The sequence below is a fragment of the Bifidobacterium lemurum genome (genome assembly GCF_014898175.1).
GTDB classification, from domain to species: domain Bacteria; phylum Actinomycetota; class Actinomycetes; order Actinomycetales; family Bifidobacteriaceae; genus Bifidobacterium; species Bifidobacterium lemurum.
Genome location: NZ_CP062948.1, coordinates 2,099,326 through 2,113,225 on the forward strand (window position 1 = coordinate 2,099,326; position 13,900 = coordinate 2,113,225).

General features: G+C 64.0%; 13 protein-coding genes and 1 pseudogene. 11 read left to right on the forward strand and 3 right to left on the reverse strand.

Annotation, left to right across the window (positions count from 1 at the left end; all coding sequences use genetic code 11):
* The first annotated feature begins 4 nt into the window (after positions 1-4).
* From BL8807_RS08035 to BL8807_RS08045, 3 genes are read left to right on the forward strand one after another with little or no spacing between them, the layout of a single operon-like run.
* Complete coding sequence (locus tag BL8807_RS08035) at positions 5-1,039, forward strand: HAD-IIA family hydrolase (RefSeq protein ID WP_072723895.1); 1,035 nt, start codon at positions 5-7, stop codon at positions 1,037-1,039.
* A gap of 27 nt (positions 1,040-1,066) precedes the next feature.
* A complete protein-coding gene (locus tag BL8807_RS08040) occupies positions 1,067-1,222 on the forward strand; it encodes a hypothetical protein (RefSeq protein ID WP_162841410.1) in 156 nt (51 codons plus the stop codon).
* Positions 1,206-2,042, forward strand: coding sequence for a TlyA family RNA methyltransferase (locus BL8807_RS08045; protein WP_072723897.1), 837 nt, complete (start codon positions 1,206-1,208; stop codon positions 2,040-2,042). The genes BL8807_RS08040 and BL8807_RS08045 overlap by 17 nt, the downstream gene beginning before the upstream one ends.
* Here the strand turns inward: BL8807_RS08045 and BL8807_RS08050 are convergent.
* Complete coding sequence (locus BL8807_RS08050) at positions 1,986-2,663, reverse strand: hypothetical protein (RefSeq protein ID WP_083570104.1); 678 nt, start codon at positions 2,661-2,663, stop codon at positions 1,986-1,988. The two genes, BL8807_RS08045 and BL8807_RS08050, sit on opposite strands and share 57 nt — an antisense overlap.
* Before the next feature lie 321 nt (positions 2,664-2,984).
* On the opposite strand from BL8807_RS08050, the gene BL8807_RS08055 reads away from it, so the two are divergent.
* The 8 genes from BL8807_RS08055 (at position 2,985) to tenA (ending at position 10,705) form a co-directional block, all read left to right on the forward strand.
* Positions 2,985-3,977 carry an NAD kinase gene (locus BL8807_RS08055; RefSeq protein ID WP_072723899.1) on the forward strand — a complete coding sequence of 331 codons (993 nt, stop codon included), beginning with the start codon at positions 2,985-2,987 and terminating at the stop codon, positions 3,975-3,977.
* Positions 3,978-3,981: 4 nt separating this feature from the next.
* On the forward strand, positions 3,982-5,928 hold the full coding sequence (locus BL8807_RS08060; protein ID WP_072723901.1) for a DNA repair protein RecN: 1,947 nt from the start codon (positions 3,982-3,984) through the stop codon (positions 5,926-5,928).
* Positions 5,929-6,035: 107 nt separating this feature from the next.
* Positions 6,036-6,716 (forward strand): HAD family hydrolase, encoded by a 681-nt coding sequence (locus tag BL8807_RS08065; protein WP_072723903.1) that lies wholly within the window; start codon positions 6,036-6,038, stop codon positions 6,714-6,716.
* Between the two features lie 302 nt (positions 6,717-7,018).
* Positions 7,019-7,399: a GntR family transcriptional regulator gene (locus tag BL8807_RS08070; RefSeq protein WP_072723904.1), complete on the forward strand. Its 381-nt coding sequence runs from the start codon at positions 7,019-7,021 to the stop codon at positions 7,397-7,399.
* Positions 7,400-7,476: 77 nt separating this feature from the next.
* Positions 7,477-8,379, forward strand: coding sequence for an ABC transporter ATP-binding protein (locus BL8807_RS08075; protein WP_072723906.1), 903 nt, complete (start codon positions 7,477-7,479; stop codon positions 8,377-8,379).
* Positions 8,379-9,143 carry an ABC-2 transporter permease gene (locus tag BL8807_RS08080; protein ID WP_072723908.1) on the forward strand — a complete coding sequence of 255 codons (765 nt, stop codon included), beginning with the start codon at positions 8,379-8,381 and terminating at the stop codon, positions 9,141-9,143. Before BL8807_RS08075 ends, BL8807_RS08080 begins: the two co-directional genes overlap by 1 nt.
* Before the next feature lie 10 nt (positions 9,144-9,153).
* Complete coding sequence (locus BL8807_RS08085) at positions 9,154-9,879, forward strand: ABC-2 transporter permease (protein ID WP_072723910.1); 726 nt, start codon at positions 9,154-9,156, stop codon at positions 9,877-9,879.
* 100 nt (positions 9,880-9,979) lie between these two features.
* Positions 9,980-10,705, forward strand: coding sequence for a thiaminase II (tenA, locus tag BL8807_RS08090; protein WP_072723911.1), 726 nt, complete (start codon positions 9,980-9,982; stop codon positions 10,703-10,705).
* Positions 10,706-10,721: 16 nt separating this feature from the next.
* On the opposite strand, the pseudogene BL8807_RS08095 reads toward tenA, so the two are convergent.
* Together BL8807_RS08095 and thrC are read right to left on the reverse strand one after the other, a co-directional pair.
* Positions 10,722-11,726, reverse strand: a pseudogene (locus BL8807_RS08095) (virulence RhuM family protein).
* 282 nt (positions 11,727-12,008) lie between these two features.
* Positions 12,009-13,499 carry a threonine synthase gene (gene thrC, locus BL8807_RS08100; RefSeq protein WP_072723914.1) on the reverse strand — a complete coding sequence of 497 codons (1,491 nt, stop codon included), beginning with the start codon at positions 13,497-13,499 and terminating at the stop codon, positions 12,009-12,011.
* Between the last annotated feature and the right edge of the window lie 401 nt (positions 13,500-13,900).

Here is a 13,900-nt window from a genome sequence, read left to right on the forward strand (position 1 = left end):
GACGGTGACGCGCATGCTTCTGGGCACGGACAAGCCGCTGGCGCAGGCCTACAGGCTGGCGCTGCTGGATCTGGACGGTGTGGTGTACCGCGGCAAGAACCCGGTCGCCCACGCCTCCGAAAGCATCCGCCAAGCCGAGGCGGACGGCATGACCATCGAATACACGACGAACAACTCGTCGCGGTTCCAGCAGGTGGTCGCCGACCAACTCAAAGGGTTCGGACTGGATGTCGAGGCCTGGCAGGTCATCACCTCCTCGGTGGTGGCGGCGCGCATGGTCGCCCGGGCCGTGCCCGCCGGCGCGAAAGTGCTGGTGGTGGGGGCGGAGCATCTGCGTCAGGAGGTCGCCGCCCAGGGCCTGACCGTCGTCGAGACGGCGGCCGACCGGCCCGACGCGGTCATCCAAGGATGGTATCCCGACCTGACCTGGTCGATGCTGGCCGAAGCCTCATACGCCGTCGAGCATGGCGCCACCTATTTCGTCACCAACCGCGATCTGACGATCCCCCGCGAGATGGGCATCGCGCCCGGCTGCGGGTCGATGATCCAGGCCGTGGTCAACGCCACCGGCGTCGAACCGGTCGCCTCGGCGGGCAAGCCCGAATCGTTCATGTACGACGAGGCCCGCCTGCTCAACGCGTCCGACGGGCGCGATTTGGTCGACAAGGCGGCGTCCATCGCCATCGGCGACCGTCTGGACACGGATATCGAAGCCGGCAACCGCGGCGGCTATGATTCGCTCGCCGTGCTCACCGGCGTGACCAATCCGAGCGAACTCATGCTGGCCCCCGAACACCTGCGCCCCACCTATATCGCCTGCGATCTGCGCGCGTTGGCCGAACCTCAGCCCGCGCCCGCCCGCCAGCCGGACGGCTCATGGCGTTGCGCCACGGCTTCGGCGTGGTTGGAGGCGGGCGACCTGCGCGTCAGCGACGGCGGCGACATCAACGCGTTGCGCGCGGCCGCATGCCTGATGTGGGAGGCGGCCGACCAAGGCATGGACGTCACCGACGTGGCCCTGCCGCAGTGGGCGTTGTAGGCGCTTACGGACGATAAGGAGGGTGTGATGACGCAGCCGGAAACGCAAGGCGAGCGGGCCTCGGTGGTCTCGCGCTTCCCCGAACTGGAACGGATCGACCAGATCCAGCCCGATCAGCAGATCGAAACCTTTAGCCATGTGCTCGACGAATTGCAGCGTGAACTCGATGACGAACGCCGCTGATCCGATTGGCGGCGAGCCCGCGGCGCAAGAGCCCCGTCGGCTCGACGTGCTGCTGGTGGAGCGCGGACTGGTGGCCAGCCGGTCCAAGGCGCAACGGCTGATCAAAGACGGAGCGGTGCTCGTCGACGGCGCGCCGGTGGGCAAACCCGCCGCCTCCGTCGCGCCGTCGGCCGTGGTCGAAGTCGACAAAGGCGACGATTACGTGTCCCGCGGCGCCTACAAGCTGGTGGGCGCGTTCGACCGGTTCGCCGCGGACGGGCTGCCCACTCCGGATGGCCTGCGTTGCCTGGACATCGGTGCCTCGACCGGAGGATTCACCCAAGTGCTGCTGCGTGGCGGCGCCGCGCAGGTGATCGCCTTGGATGTGGGGCATGGCCAGCTCGATCCGCGCATCGCCTCCGACGCGCGTGTCATCGAGATGAGCGGCGTCAACATTCGCGACGTCGACGAGGATTCGCTGCCGTTCCGCCCGCAGATGGTCGTCTCCGACGTCTCCTTCATCTCCCTGACCCATGTGCTGCCGGTGATCGCACGCATCGCGCGGAGACCCGCGCATATCGTGTTGCTGGTCAAACCGCAGTTCGAAATGGACAACCGGTCCTTGCTGGGCAAGAACGGCGTGGTCGACGATCCCGTCGCGCGTCGGGCCGCGCTGGACCGTGTGACGCGCCGCGCCGGAGAGTTGGGGCTGCGTGTGGTGGCCACCGCGGACAGTCCGATCGAAGGGACGTACGGCAACCGGGAATACCTGCTGTATGCGGTGCTAGACGACGGGTTCGCGGCATCCGGTCCTATGGTTGCCTCCGACCAGCAGCAGTGAGGACGAGCGGTCCGATGTGAGCGCGCGTTCGCAGGTGACGTTCTCGATACGGCATCCATCGATCAGCGTGGCCTGCTCGGCGCGCAACGCCTTGCAGACCAGCCCGCGCGCCTCGATCTCGTCGGCGATCACCTGGTTGGCGGTGCTGGCGCCGTCGAATCCGTCCATGCGGAACCTGTCGACCAGACCGCTGCGCAGCGGACGCAGCCTGAGCCGTCGGGCGCGCACGGTGGAGGCCCTCAACATGCCGGACACCCGAACGGTGTCCGCGTCGACATGGCGGGAGTTGAGCAGCAAGCCGTTGACGACCAGATCTCCCGCGCATCGGATGACCCCCGAACAGCGCACCATGCCATTGAAGGTCAGCGAATCACAGATCAGATCGCCGTCCACGTTCAACTGGCCGCTGCCTCGCACCTTCCCGACCCTCATATCATGGGAGCAGCTGATGGCTGCGGTTTTCGACACCACCACCTCTCCGGTGATGGACGGCGCGAACAGGATGTCATGCGCCAGCAGGGTGCCGAAACGCACATGGGCGTCGAAACGGCACGGCATGGTGGTGACGACGGTGTCGTATTCGCCCATGCGGACGAAATCTGTGGCGGAATGGATGGACATGGGACTTCAAACTCCTCTCCCGTGACCCCGTCGATGGGGTGTGGCAAACGCTCCGCGTGACGGCGGTATCTCCATCATGATGGACGCGCCACAGCCGGGATGATATCGATAACAGGGGGTGCTGGAACATGTGGAAAAACGCGCGAAACAATCATTTGGGCGACTGAAGGGGTGACTGAAACCCCTGTCGGCGTGTTGTCCGGGTGCCGCGTCGCCGGGTCCGGACATGCGGGCGGCCGCGGATCGGCGGGGATGGGCGTGTGTTCGGCGGCTCGATTAGGATAAGCGGTAGATATTCGTGACTCGTGGTGAGGGGCAGGCATGGGCAGCAAGCGACAAGCGGTGGTGGTGACGCATAGCCGTCTGCGCGAAAGCGGCACGGTGGTGTCCGAAGCGGTGGAGCAGCTGCGCGCGTGCGGATTCGCGGTCTCCATCATCGACAACGTCGAAGCGCCCGAATTCGGCGTGCAACCGCCGGTCGTCTCGGACGATACGGAGATCGTCGTGGTGCTCGGCGGCGACGGCACGATCCTGCGTGCGGCCGAACTCGTGCACTGCACGCAGGTGCCGATCCTCGGCGTGAATCTGGGTCATGTGGGCTTCCTCGCCGAATTCGAAAGCTTCCAGATGGAGGAGGCCATCCGGCGCATCGCCACCCACGACTATTCGATCGACGAGCGCATGATCGCCCATGTGGACGTGTGGCTGCCCGGGCATTCCACGCCGATCGAGGATTGGGCGCTGAACGACATCACGCTGGAACGCGCCGACCGCGGCAAAATGGTGGAGCTGTCGATCCGCGTCGACGATGTGGAGACGAGCTCCTTCGGCGCGGACGGCGTGATCGTCTCCACGCCCACCGGCTCCACCGCCTACGGCTTCTCCGCGGGCGGTCCGATCATCTGGCCGAATGTGAAGGCCCTGCAGCTGGTGCCGCTGGCCGCGCACGCCCTGTTCGCGCGGCCTTTGGTGATCGGCGCGGAATCCACGTTCACGTTGGACATCCTCGACGACTCGATGTCGGATGGATGGATCTGCTGCGATGGCCGCCGCCAACGCGCCCTGCCGAAGGGCACCCGCGTCGAAGTGCGCGCCTCCCGCGACACCCTGCGTCTCGCCCGTCTCTCCGGCGTGCCGTTCACCGAACGGTTGGTCAGCAAATTCGATCTGCCGGTGGTCGGCTGGCGTGAGCATGCGCGGGCCAACCATGCCGGCGTGCGGACGCATCACGGACATGTGTTCCCGGCCAGCGCCGACCCGGCCGGCGTGGTCGGGGAACCGCCGGCCGGGTCGGACAAGGAAGGGAAGGCCTGAGCGCATGCTGGACGAGCTTGACATCCGCAATCTCGGCCCCATCCGCGAGGCGACGATCGCTCCCGCCCAAGGGATGACCGCGATCACCGGCGAAACCGGGGCCGGCAAATCCATGCTGCTCAGCGCCATCCGCCTGATTTCAGGAGACGCGGCCGAAGCGGGGCGCGTCGCCGCCGGTGCCAGCGAGGCGTGGGCCCAGGGCGTGTTCACGGTGTCTGATGGCGCGCCCGCCGCCGGCATCGCGCGCGAGGCGGGAGTCGAGCCGGAGGACGGCGAGCTGTTCCTCACCCGCACGCTGCCCGCGTCGGGACGCTCACGCGCGGTGTTGTCGGGACGTTCCGTGCCGCGTTCCGTATTGTCGGCGCTTGCCGGCGAACTGGTCACCATCCACGGACAGGCCGACCAGCTGCGCATCGCATCGGCGGCGAAACAGCGCGAATTCCTGGACCGGTACGCGGGCGACGAACATGAGCTGGGAGAGTACCTATCCGCATGGGACGCGTTGCGCCGGATGGACGAGCGGCTGCTCGCCCTGACCTCGCAGGAGGCGTCGGCCCGCCAGCAGGCCGACTATCTGCGCGAATCCATCGAACGCATCAACCGCGTCGACCCGCGGCCCGGCGAGGACGTGGAGCTGCGCGCCCGGCGCGAACGCATCGAGAACGCGGCCGAGATCGCCTCCGGTGTGGGACGCGCGTTGTCGGTATTGGACTCCTCGCAGATGGGGGTCGACGCGGACGGCATGTCCGCCATCGATCTGATCAACCAGGCCGTGCAGTCCCTGCGATCCATCCGGGTGGACGGCGTGTTCGCCGAACAGGCCGATAGGCTGGACGCCATCGTCAACGACCTGTCCGATGTGGTGTTCACATTGGCGCGGGAACTGGACGTCGAAGGCGACGTCGAGGACCTGGACGTGCTCAACGCCCGCATCCACGAGCTGGGGGAGCTGACCCGCCGGTGGGGGCCGGAATTGTCCGACGTGATCGCATGGCGCGACAAGGCCGTGTTCGACGTCGAGGACCTCGACGCCTCGCCGGAGAAGATCGCCGAACTCGAGGCCGAGCGCGGGAGGCTGTACGCCGCCGCGCTGGACGCGGCCGCCGCGCTGAGCGAGGCCCGCGCCGCCGCCGCGGCCGAACTCGCTGAGCGGGTGACCTCGGAATTGGACGCGCTGGCCATGCCGGGCGCAAGGCTGGACATCACGGTCACGCCGCGCGGACTGACCTCCGACGGCGCCGGCGCGGACGGTCCGCGCGATGCCGCCGCCCGCGCCCGTGGGGCGTCTCTCGACGGTCGTCGCGGCAAGTCCCCCGCGGATTTGGATGCCGGCCTCCTCGACGCGCACGGATGGGACGATATCGCCTTCCTGTTCACCCCGTTCCCCGGCTCGCCGCAACTGCCGATGGGCAAAAGCGCCTCCGGCGGCGAACTGAGCCGTCTGATGCTCGCCTTGGAGTTGTCCGCCGCCGACAAGCGCGCGGCTGGACGCAACGGCGGACGGAACGACGGCACGGCCGGTGATGTCGGCGGTGCCGGAGTGTCCGGCGACATGACGTTCATCTTCGACGAGGTGGACGCCGGCGTCGGAGGCAAGGCCGCCGTGGAGCTGGGCCGCCGCTTGGCGAGACTCGCGCGGTCGGCCCAGGTGATCGTCGTTACCCATCTGCCGCAGGTCGCCTCATGGGCCGACGCGCAGTTCGTGGTGAGCAAAGGGATTGCGCCTCTCGCCGGCGTCTCGCGTGGAACGGAATCGGGTGGCCGGTCCGCCGTCGTTGGACGGGAACCCGGCGCGGGCGGCGGTTCCTCCGACGCCGTCGTGTCCACCACGGTGGGCGAGGTATGCGACGAGGCTCGTGTGCGCGAGATCGCGCGTATGCTCTCCGGCAGCGAATCCGACGCCTCGCTCGACCACGCGCGCGAACTGCTCGCGCAGTCCACGCTCGCATAACCCTGGGGCGTGGGGACTTCGGCCGTTCGGGCGGCGCATGCCGGAGGGGTACGGCGAAGTCGGCGAGCCGGCGAAGACAAGCGAGGAACTCTAACAAGGATGGTCCGATGAACGGTGCTTATGACGCAACCGCCGCCGTCGCTCCCAAAGGGGCGATTTTCGATCTGGACGGCACGTTGCTCGACTCGATGGGCGTGTGGGATCAGGTCGACGCGGATTTTCTGCGCAAACGCGGGCTTGAAGTGCCCGACGACTTCGCGACCACCGTCGCGGCCATGCAGTTTCGGCAGGTCGCCGAATACACCATCGCGAGATTCGATCTGCCCGACACCCCCGAAGAGGTGATGGAAGAATGGGACGAGATGGCGTGTGTCATGTACGCCACGGCCGTCCAGGCCAAGCCGGGCGCGGTCGACTATCTTGCGCGGCTCAAGGCGGCCGGCGTGCGGCTGGCGGTCGCCACGTCGCTGCCGCCGCAACTGCGCGAGCCGGCGATGGAACACGTCGGCATCCGCGGATTCTTCGATGAGGTCGTCAGCGTCGACGATGTGGGCGACGTGGGCAAGGACCGGCCCGACGTGTACCTGCATGCTGCGAGGCTGCTGGGCGTCGAGCCCGGGGATTGCACCGTGTTCGAGGACCTGCTGGTGGGGATGAGATCCGCCAAATCCGTCGGCATGGCCGTCTGGGCCATGCACGACGACTCGTCGGCGGGGGATTGGCCAGAAATCTGCGATCTGGCCGACGGTGTGCTGTTCGATTTTCACAGCGCGCCGGTGGCGTTATAAGGCGGGGTCGCACGGGCTTGTCGGCGCGCGGTGTCCGTGCGACCCGAAACGAACATTCGTGTTACCTCTCTTTGAGTTGGTTCCGTTGATATCAAGCCAATCTTGACTGTTGAAACGCACGTGGGATGTGTGCGGAAAAGTCGCACAAATGTCGGATGGATGGGGTTCCGTGCGCAATGCGGTCAAACTGTTATGTGACACGCCATAACAGTTCGCTATAAAGTGTGATACTGTTCTATATGACAGCTAAACAGTTGGCCGTCATGTCGACAATATCCACATACCAACAGAAAGGACGCGGCGTGAAACTGATCATCTCATCCGTGTCCGGCGAACCCATCTACGAACAGATCAAAACGCAGATCCGCGAAGCCGTGCTCAGCGGCGAACTCAAAGCGGGGGAGGCGCTGCCCTCTTTGCGCAAACTCGCCAAAGAGCTGCGCGTCTCCGTGCTCACCGTCACCAGAGCGTACAACGAACTGGCAGACGAGGGAATCGTACAGAACGTGCAGGGCAAAGGCAGCTTCGTCATGGACCGCGGCAACGAGGTGATGAGGCAGGGACTCGTCGCCAAAGCCAAGGAAAGCCTGGGCGAGGCGGTCACCGCGGCCAAAGCCGCCGACCTGCCGCTGGCCGATCTGCATGACCTGCTCGACGATGCGTACCGCCGTGCGCGGGACTGACCGGACCGTCGCAAGTCGACCCCATCGACGTGCGATGACGACGGATGCCCTTGCGCAACAGTCTCTAAGGAACCATCATGATCAACGAAACCTTCGGCAACGTCCCGATGGCGTTGTCCGTCACCGGTGCGACCAAACGTTACAACTCCGGCTTCACCCTTGACGACGTGACCTTCGACCTGCCGTCCGGCTACATCATGGGCCTTATCGGGCCCAACGGCGCGGGCAAGTCCACGCTCATCAAACTCATCCTCAACATGATCCGACGCGACGCCGGCCAGATTCAGGTCCTCGGACTCGACAACCTGGCCGACGAGGAGACCGTCAAACAGCAGCTCGGCGTGGTGTTCGACAGCTCGTATTTCGTCGAGACATGGACGGTGAACGATGTCGAACGGGTGATGGCGCCCATGTATTCCGCATGGAACAAAGCCGCGTTCGCCGACCATCTTGTGAAGTTCGGGCTCGACCGCAGGAAGAAGATCAAGGAACTCTCGCGCGGCATGCAGATGAAGCTCATGTTCGCGGTGGCCTTGAGCCATGACGCGAAACTGCTGATCCTCGACGAGCCGACCGCCGGCCTCGACGTGCTCTCCCGTGACGAGCTTATGGACACGCTGCACGCCTATATCGAGGATGGCGAGCATGCGGTGCTGTTCTCCACGCATATCACCACCGATCTGGAACGCGCCGCCGACTTCATCACCTACATCAACGGCGGACGCCTCTACTACACCGGTCCCAAAGACGAGTTCGAGGATTCCTTCCGCCTGGTCAAAGGCGGGCCCGACGAACTCGCGGCGGTGGAGGACGTCGCCGTGGGATCGCGGCGGTACGGCACCGGCTTCGACGCACTGGTCCGTGCGGAGAACGTCGCCGATCTCGCGGGCATGACGCTCGCCATCGAGCCCGCCTCCATCGACGACATCATCCGCCTGACCAATGCCGGTACGACTTCCGATGTGAAGGAGATGCTGTGATGAACACTGTGATGCAGGAACGATCCCGGATCCATGCGATCCATCCGATAGTGAATGCGTTCCGTCTGGACTGGCAGCGACTGAACAGCAGCGGCAAGGCGTCGATGGCCGTCTACTTGGTCATGCTGCCGGCGCTGGCGTTGCTGTTCGGCTTGCTGTCTGAAAGTGGCGGCTCGTCGGATATGATGATGCCCGTGCTGGGAGGTATGGCCTCCGGTGTGTTCGCGATGCTGCCGGTCTACACATTCGTCTACGAGAGCCAAGGCATGTCCCGTTGGATGAACGGCGTCATTCCGGTTCGCCGCGGGCATCAGGTGTCGGGCCGCTATCTGGTGGTGTTGTCCGTAGGGTTGCTGCTGGCCGTCGAGCTGACGGTATCCGCCCTGGTCATGGCGGTTACGGCGGATGCCGGAGCATGGCGTGCGGCGATGGAAGGATATGCCGCCAACATAGCCGTCATCCCGGTGATCTATCTGCTGATCGAATCGGTGCTTTGCCCGTTGCTGTACCGCATGCCTCTGCAGAAGGCGATGCTGGTGCTCTTCGGCGTGGCCGCAGCGCTGTTCGGCATCGGCTGGATTACGGTGGAACTATGCTCCGACGTATTGAGTGTCACCCAGATGGCGGTGGTGCTTGGCGCGCTCGAGACGTTAGCGAAACTGGAAGCCGGTTCCCTCGCATTGATCGCGGCCGTTGTCGATGTCGTCGCCTTGGGCGTGTCCTACGCCTGCTCGCTGCGCATCTACCGCGCCAAGGAACTCTAAGGAGCCGGTCATGACAACGAATTATTCGTCGGCGCGGACTTCGACGGTTCGCCGCCCCTCCGGACTGCGCGGAGTCATGCTGTCCGTCGCGACGGATTTCCGTGCGATCTCCACCGGGCATATGTGGTCGACGATGGTGGTGTTCGCGCTCCCGCTGCTGTTCGTGCTGTTTGGTCTGATTCGCAATTCAGGCGCGGCCATTATGCTGATGACCTTCTTCACGATGGGATACTGGCTGATGTCAGTTGCCGGGATGTTCTCATTGAACGGCACGGAGAAATCATCCGCTTTGACGGCGATCATGCCGGTGTCCCGGTGCAACCAGGTGCTCGGCAAATACTGCTCTTCGCTGGTGCTGCTCGTCGTGGCCGTGGCCGAATGCATGATCGAGTACGTGTTGTCGATTGTGATGTTCGGTCTGGACGCCAGTGTGGACTTCTCCGTCCTCGCGGTGTTCATCCCGCTATACGTGGCGTTGGCGTTGGTCGAGGTGCCGCTGATGTTCAGCATCGACCTCACCCGCGGCATCCAGATCATCGCGGTGTTGTCCGCGGGACTGGTATGGGCGTGCGTTCTGGTCGACCGGTTCCTTCCCGGACTGGTGGCATGGGTTGCTCAATCGCTGGAGTCTCTGCCGTTGACGGGGAGGATGACGTTGTCCATCGTCGCGCTTGTCGCGCTTGCCGCGGCGTCCTTCGCCGTCTCGCTACGACAATGGACCCGTCGCGAACTGTAGGATTTCGCTTGCGCATCGCGCGATGACGTGGTCTGATAGGACGGGCGGTGCGGTTGGCATCGCCCGTCCGCTATTCATGGAGAAGGGAAAGGAAAAAGCTATGACCGACGGATTGATGCGCGAAGTGGAGGGGGCCGCGTTCGCCGCGAGCCTGTACGAGGCGGCCAAACCCGTGTGGGAGGCCGGATTGCGCCAGCCGTTCCTCGCCGAACTGGCCGAAGGCACGTTGGATCGCGAACGGTTCGCGTTCTATCTGAAGCAGGATTACCTGTATCTCGACGATTACGCCAAAGTGCACGCGCTGGCCTTCGCCAAATGCGACGACGCGCAGATTGGCGAGCGTCTGGCCAACACGATTATGAACGTCGCCCGCGAGAAGGCCGGCATGCACGACTACTACCGCCGCGCCTACGGCATCACGCCAGAAGAGCTGGCCACGGCTCGTCAGTCCGCGTTCGCCCGCGCCTACACCACGAACATCCTCACCACCGCCTACACCAAGCCGCTGGTCGACATCCTGATCGCCGTGCTGCCCTGCGCGTGGGTGTATGCCGACTACGGCACTCGACTGTCGGCGGAATACGGCGACAGATTGGAGGGCAATCCGTACCGTCAGTGGATCGAAACCTACCGGACCGACGAGTTCTGGCAGTCCTCCGTCTGGCTGATCGAGGCGCTCGAACGTCTGACCGAGGGGATGGATGAGAGCCGCCTGGCCGAGCTGCGCCACGAATTCGTGGTCGGAGTCGAACACGAATATATGTTCTGGTCCAGCGCCTACGACCTCCAACAGTCCTGGCGCCCCGAATGGAACGCCCTGGCATAGGCATCGTCTCCCGATGTCATTCTGTGTCGAGAATGCCTTGGATGAACTTGTCGAAGTCGGAGAGTTGGGTCTCATTGAACTTGCGGAATTCGTCCAAGGCTTTTTCGTCGGCCTGCGCTTTGGAGATGCTGCCGAGGCCTTCCAACGCTTGCCCGCCGGTGAATAGGATGTATTGGTTGCAGAGCTCCGCACATTCCGTCATTGTGGTGAGCTGGTGATTGCGTACGCGGAGTTCGGCGGCATCAAGGAAGCCGGACACCAGTTGATTGAGATGGGTGATTTCGTCTTCTGACAAGTAGTTCTTGGCGATGGTCACGTCGGAGGAATGGATTTTTCCCGCAGGTGAGCCTTTCCAACTGGTGAGTCCCATGTGGGGACGTTCTGCGTCTGCTCGGTCGTAGATGATCTCAGCGGCGGTGTGGGTGCTGACGGCGTAATGAAATTTATTCTGGACGGTGGCGAAGAAATCTCGTGCCGTCTGGCTTTTGGCATCGTAATCGACGCTGATGTCCTGGAACAGGTCGGTGATTTTCTGATAGAAGCGTCACTCTGATGCCCGGATGTCACGGATGCGTTGGAGCAATTCGTCGAAGTAGTCTTTGCCGAATGCTTTGCCGTTCTTGAGCATTTCGTCGTTGAGTACGAATCCTTTGATGATGAATTCTTTTAGAGTCTGTGTGGCCCATTGGCGGAATCTCGTCGCCTGACGGCTGTTGACGCGGTATCCAACCGCGATGATGGCGTCGAGATTGTAGAAAGACACGGATCTGTTGACGATGCGTGCCCCCTCTTGGCGAACCGACAAGAAATCCTTGTGGGTTGCTTTTTCGTCGAGTTCGCGCTCCCTGTAAATGTTGGCGAGATGAAGGCTTATGTTCTGTTGGGACGTGCTGAACAACTCTGCCATCGCCTTCTGTGAAAGCCAGAACGTTTCGTCCTCGTAGGTCACGCGCACCGGTACGTCGCGGCCTTCGTCCTGATAGAGCACGATTTGGGCTTGTGGGGCGTTCTTGCTGTTCATCGCATCCTCCGGCCACGATAATCGAACAAATGTTCTAACTATGCTACATGAACGGTGCGTCCTGCAGGGAAGAGGTGTGTTGCCGGAGCGGAGCTCCGCTTGGGATGATAAGAGAGGGCTCGAGATACGGCAAAAGCGTCGCGCAGATGCTTGATCTGATCGGTGCCTGAGACGCTTGCGACACGGGCCGGCATGTGACGACCTGATATGACGAACGGCGTGGCCGGAATCGCTCCCGGCCACGCCGTTCTGATAGATGCGTCTACGCGCGGCAGGCGCGTGTTACAGGCGTGCGGCGGACTGCCTGACGAAATCGGTCATGCCGGCGATGTCGACCACCGTGTCGAAACGCACGTCGGCCGTCTCAAGCCCGCGCAGCGCGGCGGGGGCGGTGGTGCCGGTCGCCTCGGCCAACACGTCCATGCACTCGAAATCGGTGCCGTCGGCGTCCAGTCCCAGCGACTCGTTCACCACGCGCGGGAACTTGTACGGCGAGGCGGTGGCCAGCAGCACGCGCGGGGTCAGCGGATCGCGCGGCATCTGCCGCATCACGAAATAGCCGCAGGCGGTGTGCGGGTCGATCACATACTTGTTCTTCTCCCAGCAGTCGGCGATGGATTCGCGCACCTGATCCTCGTCGGCCCAACCGGTGCCGAAGACGCGGCGGATGCGCGCCAGCAGCTCCTCGGGGATCTCATAGCAGCCGTAGTCCTTCAGATCGTTCATCAGCATGGCGATCAGACGCGCGTCCTTCTCGGACAGGTAGTAGAGCATGCGCTCCAGATTCGAGGAGATGAGGATGTCCATCGAGGGGGAGATGGTCTGGAAGAACGGACGGTTGCGGTTGTACGAGCCGGTGGTCAGGAAGTCGAACAGCACGTTGTTCTTGTCGGAGGCGACCACCAGGTGCTTGACCGGCAGGCCGAGCAGCTTCGCGTAGTAGCCGGCGAGGATGTCGCCGAAATTGCCGGTCGGCACCACGAACTCCACCTCATCGCCCACATTGATGACCTGCTGTTCCAGCAGCTGCGCGTATGCGGAGAAGTAGTAGACGACCTGCGGCACCAGACGGCCCACATTGATCGAATTCGCGGAGGAGAGCGCCACATGCGAGTCCTGGGCCAGCGACTCGGCCAGCTCGCGGTCGGCGAAAATGGACTTGACGGCGGACTGCGCGTCGTCGAAGTTGCCGCGCACGGCGGCCACCTGCACGTTGCCGCCGAGCTGCGTGGTCATCTGCAGCTCCTGCACCTGGCTCACCTTGCCTTCCGGATAGAAGACGGTGATCGCGGTGCCGGGCGCGTCCGCGAAACCGGCCAGCGCGGCCTTGCCCGTGTCGCCCGAGGTGGCGGTCAGGATCATGATCTTCTCGTCCGCGTCGCCCCCGTCCGGCGTGGTGCGCGCCATGAAGCGGGGGAGGATCTGCAGGGCCACGTCCTTGAACGCGGAGGTCGGGCCGTTGAACAGCTCCATCACGAAATCCTCGCCCAGCGGCTTGACCGGGGTGATGCGCCCGTCCGACCACTGTTCGCCATACGCCTCGGCGATGCAGTCGGCCAGTTCGGCCTCGGTGAAGTCGGGCAGCAGCGCGCCGAGCACGCGGGCGGCGATGTCCTGATAGCCCATGCCGGCCAGATCGTCGATCCGCACCTTGGTCTCGCCCAGCGAATCGGAGACGAACAGGCCACCGTCGTCGGCGATGCCCTTGCGGATCGCCTGCTTCGAGGTGAGCGAATCGGTGGTGCTGCGGGTGCTGTGGAACGTGGTGGTCACGGTCAAATCCTTCACGCTAACGGTCAACGAAACGTCCCTAAGTCTATCGTCAGGACTGGGCAGAAGGACGGGCCATCCCTCTATGTGGGCGGGAGGGCGGCATCCGCGTCGCCTGGCATGGGACATTCACCCGGAATCATCCTTCTATGCGGGCGGGCGGTCCGGCATCCGATCGGATTCCGTTCCGTCCGCCTTCTGTTCCGGCCGGCGCTTGACCGTTCTTCGAAAAGCACGCATCGTATGCGCCGACGCCTTCGTTCCCGCGTAGGGCCATGTCTCGGCCATTCCACCAATCGAGGCATGTGTTGCGCCGGCGTTTCCTCTTCTGGCATGGTTGCGTTGTATATGGTTTGTAGACTCGCGCGTCACAGCCGACCGCACACAGAAAGGCAGGAGCCCTA

What these genes read in the sequence shown, in the direction of transcription:
- BL8807_RS08040 (WP_162841410.1), top strand. Translation starts at nt 1,067, where the DNA reads ATGACGCAGCCGGAAACGCAAGGCGAGCGGGCCTCGGTGGTCTCGCGC.
- BL8807_RS08045 (WP_072723897.1), top strand. Translation starts at nt 1,206, where the DNA reads ATGACGAACGCCGCTGATCCGATTGGCGGCGAGCCCGCGGCGCAAGAG.
- BL8807_RS08050 (WP_083570104.1), bottom strand. Translation starts at nt 2,663, where the DNA reads ATGTCCATCCATTCCGCCACAGATTTCGTCCGCATGGGCGAATACGAC.
- BL8807_RS08055 (WP_072723899.1), top strand. Translation starts at nt 2,985, where the DNA reads ATGGGCAGCAAGCGACAAGCGGTGGTGGTGACGCATAGCCGTCTGCGC.
- BL8807_RS08060 (WP_072723901.1), top strand. Translation starts at nt 3,982, where the DNA reads ATGCTGGACGAGCTTGACATCCGCAATCTCGGCCCCATCCGCGAGGCG.
- BL8807_RS08065 (WP_072723903.1), top strand. Translation starts at nt 6,036, where the DNA reads ATGAACGGTGCTTATGACGCAACCGCCGCCGTCGCTCCCAAAGGGGCG.
- BL8807_RS08075 (WP_072723906.1), top strand. Translation starts at nt 7,477, where the DNA reads ATGATCAACGAAACCTTCGGCAACGTCCCGATGGCGTTGTCCGTCACC.
- BL8807_RS08080 (WP_072723908.1), top strand. Translation starts at nt 8,379, where the DNA reads ATGAACACTGTGATGCAGGAACGATCCCGGATCCATGCGATCCATCCG.
- BL8807_RS08085 (WP_072723910.1), top strand. Translation starts at nt 9,154, where the DNA reads ATGACAACGAATTATTCGTCGGCGCGGACTTCGACGGTTCGCCGCCCC.
- tenA (WP_072723911.1), top strand. Translation starts at nt 9,980, where the DNA reads ATGACCGACGGATTGATGCGCGAAGTGGAGGGGGCCGCGTTCGCCGCG.